The 1,179-nt window shown below is 47.8% G+C and carries 1 protein-coding gene and 1 pseudogene; both read left to right on the top strand.

The genetic code is table 11. The features are described 5' to 3' along the window. The coding region (locus tag GRP75_RS27495; RefSeq protein ID WP_160790956.1) for a P-loop NTPase family protein at positions 1 to 555 on the top strand (555 nt) is incomplete at its 5' end. 321 nt (positions 556 to 876) lie between these two features. Next, positions 877 to 1,179, top strand: a pseudogene (locus tag GRP75_RS27500) (proline--tRNA ligase); the annotation flags it as partial.

The raw sequence follows: 1,179 nt of genomic DNA on the forward strand, positions 1-1,179 counted from the left end.
TTTCGTGCTGTGCAGCACGCTAAACGTATTATCGTGATCGGCTCGCCGGGAAGCGGTAAGACTTTTTTGGCCAAACGTCTTTCCATGTGGACTCAATTGCCGTATATCTCTTTGGATGATTTGTATTGGGGCCCGGAGTGGAAGCGGAGCACTGACAAACAATTTCTCAAACAGCTGGGTGAAGTGCTCCAAAGGGAAGAGTGGATCATCGAAGGGAATTATCATGAGCGTTATTTTACCGAGCGACTCCAGCGCGCCGATACGATCATTGTAATGGATGTTAGTACGCTTGAAGCAATAACAGGCGTTATCACACGTTCGCTCAACCGTTTTCTGTTTTCCAAGGAGCTACCTAAAGGAGTGAAGGAGGAAGCAGTTCGTATTTGGGATATTTCGCCTCGCTTTGTCCGTTTTGTTCTGGGTTTTCGCAGGCGTATTCGTCCTAAAATCTGGCCGCTCATTATGCAATATGGTAACCAACGGAATTTGATTATCTTGAAATCTAAATATCGTTCATGTCCCTGGACAGCTCCAGATAGACGATCATCTCCTTGACTAGAACTTACGTTTCGTGTAAAGTGGTGAAAATTGTAATATATAGGAATAGTGTAGACCAAGGATCAAAGGTTCAATACCCGCTGTACAGAGAAGAAACTCATGGGCTGAAAGGTTTCTCGCCGCGAATGAACGTTTCCCTGCCTTGCGAGCTGTAGCGGTTTGTAAGATAAACCGTTACCGGCTAGACGCCGTTATCTGATGAAGGACCGTTCCGTGTATGGTTACGGTCAAATTAAGGGTGGTACCACGACACATTCGTCCCTGACGGATGTGTCTTTTTGCGTACATTTTATCGTCCATACAAGGAGGTAGCTACACATGCGCCAAAGCCAATTATTACTGACAACCTTGCGTGAAGCACCCGCAGAGGCCGAAGTGATCAGTCATCAGCTTATGCTGCGGGGAGGATTTATCCGCCAACTGGCGGCTGGAATGTACACCTACATGCCACTGGGCAGACGGGTGCTCAGAAAAGTAGAGCAAGTCGTACGGGATGAAATGGATCGCGTAGGGGCTGGGGAACTGCTGATGCCTGTATTGCAGCCAACGGAGCTGTGGCAAGAATCAGGGAGATACGATGTTTACGGTCCTGAGCTGATGCGTTTGCAAGATCGACATGAT

It is taken from the genome of Paenibacillus sp. OT2-17 (genome assembly GCF_009827695.1).
Classification (GTDB): Bacteria; Bacillota; Bacilli; order Paenibacillales; family Paenibacillaceae; genus Paenibacillus; species Paenibacillus polymyxa_B.